This window comes from Aeromonas sp. QDB18 (assembly GCF_027705325.1).
Taxonomy (GTDB): Bacteria; Pseudomonadota; Gammaproteobacteria; order Enterobacterales; family Aeromonadaceae; genus Aeromonas; species Aeromonas caviae.
Map to the genome: position 1 here is coordinate 33,179 of NZ_JAPDBQ010000019.1, position 7,762 is coordinate 40,940.

General features: G+C 64.3%; 6 protein-coding genes. 3 read left to right on the top strand and 3 right to left on the bottom strand.

All coding sequences use genetic code 11. From position 1 onward, the window contains the following. Positions 1 to 79: 79 nt before the first annotated feature. Positions 80 to 508 (bottom strand): GNAT family N-acetyltransferase, encoded by a 429-nt coding sequence (locus tag OKC30_RS05275; protein ID WP_010673565.1) that lies wholly within the window; start codon positions 506 to 508, stop codon positions 80 to 82. A gap of 179 nt (positions 509 to 687) precedes the next feature. Between OKC30_RS05275 and rdgC the strand changes: the two genes are divergently transcribed. Then, a complete protein-coding gene (rdgC, locus tag OKC30_RS05280) occupies positions 688 to 1,599 on the top strand; it encodes a recombination-associated protein RdgC (RefSeq protein ID WP_010673564.1) in 912 nt (303 codons plus the stop codon). Between the two features lie 156 nt (positions 1,600 to 1,755). On the opposite strand, the gene OKC30_RS05285 is transcribed toward rdgC, so the two are convergent. Continuing rightward, positions 1,756 to 2,373: an arylesterase gene (locus OKC30_RS05285; protein WP_270664956.1), complete on the bottom strand. Its 618-nt coding sequence runs from the start codon at positions 2,371 to 2,373 to the stop codon at positions 1,756 to 1,758. A 112-nt stretch (positions 2,374 to 2,485) separates the two neighbouring features. Here OKC30_RS05285 and ggt point away from each other — a divergent pair, with 112 nt between their 5' ends. Then, complete coding sequence (ggt, locus tag OKC30_RS05290; RefSeq protein WP_254231628.1) at positions 2,486 to 4,267, top strand: gamma-glutamyltransferase; 1,782 nt, start codon at positions 2,486 to 2,488, stop codon at positions 4,265 to 4,267. A 374-nt stretch (positions 4,268 to 4,641) separates the two neighbouring features. Next, positions 4,642 to 6,273, top strand: a complete 1,632-nt coding sequence (ybaL, locus tag OKC30_RS05295; protein WP_201996264.1) for a YbaL family putative K(+) efflux transporter — start codon at positions 4,642 to 4,644, stop codon at positions 6,271 to 6,273. Positions 6,274 to 6,371: 98 nt separating this feature from the next. Here ybaL and OKC30_RS05300 read toward each other — a convergent pair whose 3' ends face one another. Then, positions 6,372 to 7,673, bottom strand: a complete 1,302-nt coding sequence (locus tag OKC30_RS05300) for a sigma-54 dependent transcriptional regulator (RefSeq protein ID WP_201996256.1) — start codon at positions 7,671 to 7,673, stop codon at positions 6,372 to 6,374. Between the last annotated feature and the right edge of the window lie 89 nt (positions 7,674 to 7,762).

Sequence of the window (7,762 nt, forward strand, 5' to 3'; positions counted from 1 at the left end):
GGGCGAGGGCGCCCCGGGATGGAGACAAGATGAGGATGGTGCCCCCCGTTTTCAACCGGGGCAGCCCCAGACGTCAGATTCAGACGGCTTGGTAATGCATCTGGTACTGAAGATGGCCGGTGAGGGGATCGGGCACCTCCCCCCCGATTTCAAAGCCGTGGCGGCGGTAGAAACGCACCGCCGGCTCGTTCTCCACGAAGACCCGGGTATGCAGCTCGGCACATCTGGATCTGGCTTCCTGCAACAGGGCGTGCCCCACCCCCCGTCCCTGCCTATCGGGGCGCACGAAGAGTGCAGCCAGGTAATCATCCACCAGCGCCATGAAGCCGAGCAGGTCCCCTCGCTCCTCGAACACCCAGATGCGGGCGTGATCGAGGTAGCGGGTACGCAGCTCCTCCTGAGCCTGCCACCAGCAGGAGGCATCGACGAAATCGTGGGCCTGCAGGGAGGCCAGGAGCCAGATTTCGACGATCTCTTCCATGTCTTCCGGCCGACTCTGTCTCAACATGGTCGCCTCCTTGTCAGCAATGTGAACACTCGCAGTCTAGGGGAGTTGGGCCCGCTCCCGGGGGATCAAGATGGGGCCCTGTGAGGTCGATCGCCCTTTATTTAGCGAGAATGATTGGCTGATCACAAAGCGCCTCTCTAGTACAATGCCCGCCGGACAATCTAGAGACCGAGGACGCCATGTGGTTTAAAAACCTGCAGATTTACCGCTTTACCCGCCCCTTCGACCTGACCGTTGAGCAGCTGGAAACCCAGCTGGAAGCCTGCGCCTTCACCCCATGCGGCAGCCAGGACATCTCCCGGTTCGGGTGGGTCAAGCCCCTTGGCAAATTCGGCTCCACCCTGACCCACGCCGCCTCTGGCCACATCCTGCTGTGCGCTCGCAAGGAAGAGAAGATGCTGCCCGGCACCGTGGTCAAGGAGATGCTGGCGGAGAAGGTAGAGGCCATTGAATTCGAGCAGGGTCGCGCCCTCAAGAAGAAAGAGAAGGAGGCGCTGAAAGAGGAGATCATGCACACCCTGTTGCCCCGCGCCTTCAGCCGCACCAGTCAGACCTTCGCCTGGATAAACCCTGCCGACAACCTGATGGTGGTGGATGCAGGCTCAGCCAAGAAGGCGGACGATCTGCTGGCGCTCCTGCGCAAATCCATCGGCTCCCTGCCGGTGGTGCCGGTGGCCCTCAAGAACCCGCCCGAGATCACCATGACCGAGTGGCTCAACGAGGGCAACCTGCCCGCCGCCTTCACCCTGGAGGACGAAGCCGAGCTGCGCAGCGCCATGGAGCACGGCGGCATCATCCGCTGCAAGCAGCAGGATCTGATGAGCGAGGAGATCAAGAATCACCTGGCCAACGACAAGCTGGTGACCAAGCTGGCCCTCAACTGGGGCGAAACCCTGAGCTTCGTGCTGGGGGACGATCTCTCCATCAAGCGCCTCAAGTTCAGCGAAGAGCTGCGCGAGCAGAACGACGACGTCACCAGTGAAGATCCCGCCGCCCGCCTGGACGCCGACTTCGCCCTGGTCACCGCCGAGCTCTCCCAGTTCATCCCGGCCCTGTTTGCCGCCCTGGGCGGTGAAGAGCAGTCCATCTAAGCAAATTGGCTCAGCCTGATTGCAAAAAACCGCCTTCACGGCGGTTTTTTCATCTCCATCGGCACCGTCGCCGCGGGCTGGTCCCCTCCGGGGTAGCGCGCCGCGCCCCATTGATTGCGGCAGCATGGCGCACTGCCCCGGCAGCATGACACCTCGCTATAGCGCCCCCCTTTCCTGCAACAGTCGATGAAATCGCTGCGCCAGGGTGCGGTAACCCTCGGCATTGAAATGCACCGCATCGGACTTCAGGGCCGGGTCTCGCAGCAACTCACCGATGCTGTCGTTGTCCAGCACCAGCCCGTACTGCTCTGCCAGCTCCTCGTAGAGGGGAGCGCCATCGGCAAACAGGGATTTTCGGGGCACCCCGACAAGCAGGATCTGGGCCCCGCTCCCCTGCACCGCCTCTATCATGGCAGCGAGATTGGCCTTGAGGGCCGCCTCCCCGCTGCCACGCAGGATGTCGTTGCCCCCCTCCAGCAGGATGACCAGAGCGGGTCTGTGCCGGGCCAGCAACCCGGGCAGGCGGGCCCTGCCGGCCTGGCTCAGCTCTCCGGACACCCCGCCATTGACCACGGGATGGCCGCTCAGGGTCGCCAGCACGTTGGGGTAGCTTTGGGACGGGCTCACCCCGCGCCCCTCGGTCAGACTGTCCCCGAAGGCGAGCAGGGTCTCCCCCTGGGCCAGCGGTCTGAAGGTCGGCTCCCCGCAGGCCGCCAGCAACAGGCAGAGCAGCCCCGCCATGCAAGGTTTCGCCAGCGTCCCCCGGTGTGTCATGAGCGCCTCCTTGATAGTTTTGTAACCATATGAGTATTAAGACAAACTTTTAATCAAGCTCCAAGTGTGACACATTTCGGCAGGTGAACAAGAAACCGACAAGGAGCCTGTCATGTCCCTCAACCCCCTCGGCCTGCTGGTCGCCCTCGGCCTGCTTGGCGGCTGCGCCTCCCAGGATGGCTTTCACTATGTCCCTCCTCCCCAGACCCTGATCGCCCCGGAGGCGGCCAGCGGCTGGATTGACAAGCCCGGCTGGCAGGGCCGTGACTTCATGGTGGCGGCGGCCAACCCGCTGGCGGTGGATGCGGGCTACCAGATCATCAAGGCGGGGGGCAGCGCCATCGATGCAGCCATCGCCGTCCAGCTGGTATTGACCCTGGTGGAGCCTCAATCCTCGGGCATCGGCGGCGGCTCCCTCATGCTGGTGTGGGACGGCAAGCAGGTGGCGGCGGTGGATGGCCGGGAGACAGCCCCCGCCGCTGCCACCGATCAGCTCTTCATGAAGGAGGGCAAACCCATGGCCTTCTATGAGGGGGTGGTGGGCGGGCGCTCCGTCGGCGCCCCCGGCACGGTGCGTGCCCTGGCCCTGGCGCACGAGCGCTATGGCAAGCTGCCCTGGGCCACGCTGTTCGAACCCGCCATCACCCTCGCGGAGCAAGGGTTCGTGATAAGCCCCCGCCTCGCCACCCTGCTTGCCAAGGATCCCTATCTGGCCGGGGATCCGGACGCCCGTGCCTACTTCTATCAGGCGGACGGCACTCCCAAGACGGCAGGTACCCGGCTCACCAACCCGGCCCTGGCCAGGGTGCTGCGTACCCTGGCAAGCGACGGCCCCGACGCCTTCTATCGCGGCTCGCTGGCCGAGGCCATGGTGGCCAAGGTGCACGCCCACCCGACCAACCCCGGGGTGCTGAGCGCCGCCGATCTCGCCAGCTACCAGGCCAAGCTGCGGGACGGGCTCTGCTTTGACTATCGCCAGAGCGAGATCTGCGGCTTCCCGACCCCCTCCTCCGGCACCATCGCCCTTGGCCAGATTTTCGGCATGCTGGAAAGCCGGGACATGGCCGCCCTCAAACCGGTACAGGGGGAGCAGGGTCAACTGGCCGCCTCCAGCGAGGCCATTCACCTCTACAGCGAGGCGGCACGCCTCGCCTTCGCCGATCGCAACCAGTATGTGGCCGACGGCGACGTCGTCGACGTGCCGGTGACAGGCCTGCTGGACAAGGGCTATCTGGCGCAGCGGGGGCACCTTATCGGCAACCGCTCCATGGGCGTCGCCCAGCCCGGCAACCCGCCACGGGCGCTGGCCAGGGGCCGGGACGCCACCCCGGAGCTGCCCTCCACCAGCCACATCTCCATCGTGGACAAGAGCGGCATGGCGGTGGCCATGACCAGCTCCATCGAGGATGGCTTCGGCTCGCGGCTGATGGTCAACGGCTACCTGCTGAACAACCAGCTCACCGACTTCTCCTTCACCTCGGTGGACGCCGCCGGCCTGCCGGTGGCCAACCGGGTGGAGCCCGGCAAGCGCCCCCGCTCCTCCATGTCGCCCCTGCTGGTGTTTGACAAGGCAAGCGGCGAGCTCGAGATGAGCCTGGGATCCCCGGGAGGCTCGGCCATCATCAACTACGTGGGCAAGGCGCTGCTCGGCACCCAGGATTGGGGGCTCGACCTGCAGCAGGCCATCAACCTGCCCAATTTCGGCAGTCGCAACGGCCCCACCGAGCTGGAGCAGGGGCGCACGCCCGACGCCGTGGTTCAGGGGCTCAAGGCCAGAGGGCACGAGGTCCTGCTTAACGAGCAGACCTCCGGGCTGCAGGGCGTCCAGCGCCATGCCGGCGGCTGGCTGGGGGCCGCAGACCCCAGACGTGAGGGGGTCGCCAGGGGGGAGTGATGCCCCTTCAGCACCCTCGTTCACCATGGAGGAGGCCAGCCTCCTCCATGCCGTGTGCTCATAGGTGTTCTCCCTTGCCTCCCAATATCATCATCGATTGTTTATTCCTGCCAATTTTTCTTTAACTGCACACTCTTTTCACCCAATCGCAATGCATTAAAGATGCTTTTCATCAAAACCAACGCAAAAACTGGAACAGTGTTGCTCATGGCATATAAATGCATTACTTTTCAATAGAAACGGCATCTGTTGCCCTCAAGATTTCCCCTTGATACGGCCAACTTCTGTCTCTTTCGCCCCCTGCTCATTGACAGCTGCCCTCTTCACCTTCGGGTGATCTGGTAGCCCCTGACTGCCATTAGCGAGGTGACGACATGGACCACTCACTCCCCCTTATCACCACCCTGGTAGGCGGCCTCGTGCTGGCCTACCTCTTCGGCATGCTGGCAAGCCGCCTGCGCATCTCCCCCATGGTGGGCTACCTCGCGGCCGGCGTGGTATGCGGCCCCTTTACGCCGGGCTATGTCGCCGATCTGCGGCTCGCCCCCGAGCTGGCCGAAATCGGCGTCATCCTGCTGATGTTTGGTGTCGGCCTGCACTTTTCCGTGAAAGACCTGCTGTCGGTGAAACACATCGCCATCCCGGGAGCCATCGTTCAGATAACCCTTGCGACCCTGCTCGGCCTTGGCCTCTCCCAACTGCTCGACTGGACCGTGACCGCCGGCCTGGTGTTTGGCCTGGCCCTCTCCACCGCCAGTACCGTGGTGCTGCTGCGCGCCCTGGAGAGCCGCGGCCAGCTCGACACCAACGAGGGACGCATCGCCATCGGCTGGCTCATCGTGGAGGATCTGGTGATGGTGCTGGCCCTGGTACTGCTCCCCATCCTCGCCAACCTGCAGCAGGGGGGCGAGGCACTGACCCCGGCCCAGGTGATGGCGGATATCGGCCTGACCCTGGCCAAGGTAGCTGCCTTCATCGCCCTGATGGTCATCGGCGGGCGACGCCTCATCCCCTGGCTGCTGGCCCGCACCGCCGCCACCGGCTCCCGCGAGCTGTTCACCCTGGCCGTCCTCTCCTGTTCCCTTGGCATCGCTTTTGGCGCCGTCAAGCTGTTTGGCGTCTCCTTTGCTCTCGGCGCCTTCTTCGCCGGCGTCGTGATGAACAGCTCCCATCTGAGCCACAAGGCGGCCAACGACACCCTGCCCCTGCAGGACGCCTTCGCCGTGCTCTTCTTCGTCTCCGTGGGCATGCTGTTCGACCCCGTCATCCTGCTGCGCGAGCCCCTGGCCGTGCTGGCCACCCTGTTCGTCATCGTGATCGGCAAATCGGTGGCCGCCTTCGCCATCGTGCGGCTCTTTGGCCACAGCCAGCGCACGGCGCTGACCATCTCCGCCAGCCTGGCCCAGGTGGGGGAGTTCTCCTTCATCCTGATGGGTCTCGGGGTCATGCTCGAGCTGGTCCCCGGAGTCGCCCGGGATCTGGTGCTGGTCGGCGCCTGTTTCTCCATCGTGCTCAATCCGCTGGTCTTCAACCAGGTGGAGCGTTGGCTGAGGCGCCATCCCGAGCCACGCACCGATGAGTCACCTCACCTCTGCCCCTTGCAGGGCCATGTGGTGGTAGTGGGCGCCGACGAGATAGGTCAGCACCTCATCCGGCAGTTGCATGAACAAGGCAGGGAGATGGTGGTGATCGACACCGACGAGCGACTGCTGGCCCCCTGGCGCGCCATGGGGATCACCTGTCTGGCGGGCCATCCCATCCAGCAGGATCTGCTGACGGCGGCGCTGCCCAACGCCAGCTGGCTGCTGATCACCCTGGATGACAGCCTGCTGGCCGGTGAGATAGCCATCAGGGCGCAGGAATACGGCGCCCTGATGCGCATCGCCGCCTGTGCCCACCAGCACGAGGAGGTGCATCATCTGCGCGTGCGCGGCGTGCATCAGGTGGTCAAGAGCGAGGAGGAGGCTGCGCGGCGACTCTGTCACCTCGCCATGGAGATGGCCTGAAGCTCATCGGAAGTAACGAGTCCCCACGACGGGGCCAGACAAGAAGCCCGGGCCTGCTGCCCGGGCTTTTTGCATGACGGGGCGATACTGCCGTCCCCTCACAGCAGATCGTGCTTGTCCAGCTGGCGATAGAGGGTGGCCCGGGAGATATCGAGCGTGCGGGCCACCTCCTCGAGCTGATCGGGGAAGCGGGCCAGCGTCCGTTGCAAGGCCTGACGCTCCGCCGCTTCGCGCACCGCCTTGAGCGAGCCGTCGAGCAGCAGGCTGTCCATGTTGGTCAGCTCCATGTCATCGGCTTCGATGAAGGGGCCGCTGCACATGACCACTGCCCGCTGAACCCGGTTGCGCAGCTCCCTCACATTCCCCGGCCAGCCATAGGACTGCATGGCCTGGCGCGCCTTGCGGGTGAAGCTGAGCACCCGCCCGCCCCGCACTTCCGCCAGAATGTCATCGGCAAGGAGCTGGATGTCTTCCGCCCGCTCGCACAAGGCCGGGGTGCGCAGGCGCACCACGTTGAGCCGGTAGTAGAGATCCATGCGAAATCCGCCGCTGGCCACCGCCTGCTCCACATCGATATTGGTGGCCGCGATGATCCGCACATCCACACGACGCGTCAGGTGGCTGCCCACCGCCTCTATGCACTGCTCCTGCAAGAAGCGCAGCAGGGTTGCCTGATCCTCCAGCGGCAGCTCCCCTATCTCGTCGAGAAACAGGGTGCCGCCATCGGCGGCCTCTATCTTGCCTATCTTGTGGTGCTGTGCCCCGGTGAAGGCCCCCTTGACGTGGCCGAACAGCTCGGACTGGATGAGCTGATGGGGCATGGCCCCGCAATTGACCGCCACGAAAGGGCTCTCCTCCCCGAACGTGCTGTAGTGCAGCTCCCGGGCCACCAGCTCCTTGCCCGTGCCGCTCGGTCCCGTCACCAGTACGGGCAGGCGGCAATGCTGCAACCGCACGATCTGGTCGCGCAACTGGCGGATGGGGGCGCTCTCCCCCTGAATGAAACGAAGCTGGGGTTGCAGTCGGGGGCGGTGTCGCCGGATGAGGCGCGCCATCCCCAGGGCATGTCCCAGGCTGTGGGAGAGCCTGTCTCTGTCCAGGGGAAAGGTGTGAAAATCATGAAAACAGGCTGCCAGCAAATTGCGAAGGGCTTCGCTGGCGAGACAGTCCCGCTGGATGAGGCCGATCCACAAGGCGCCGGAGTGCTGCGCAATCAGGTTGTAGAGGGCTTCGTGCTGCTGATGCTCGATCACCACCAGCACCAGGGGATAGTCCTTTTCCTGCAGTTTTTTCTCTGCCACCACCAGGGAGCTTGCCTGCTCCACCTGCCACTCGCCTTGTTCCAGCAGGCTTTCCAGTACGGCACATGAATTGATGAGCAACAATGCCGTTTCTGTCATAGGGACAACTCCCAGGGCGGGATCGTGAATGTTTTTTAACCATGTAAACAGGTTTGACCTCACGATCTGACTATGATCTTATGTGCTCT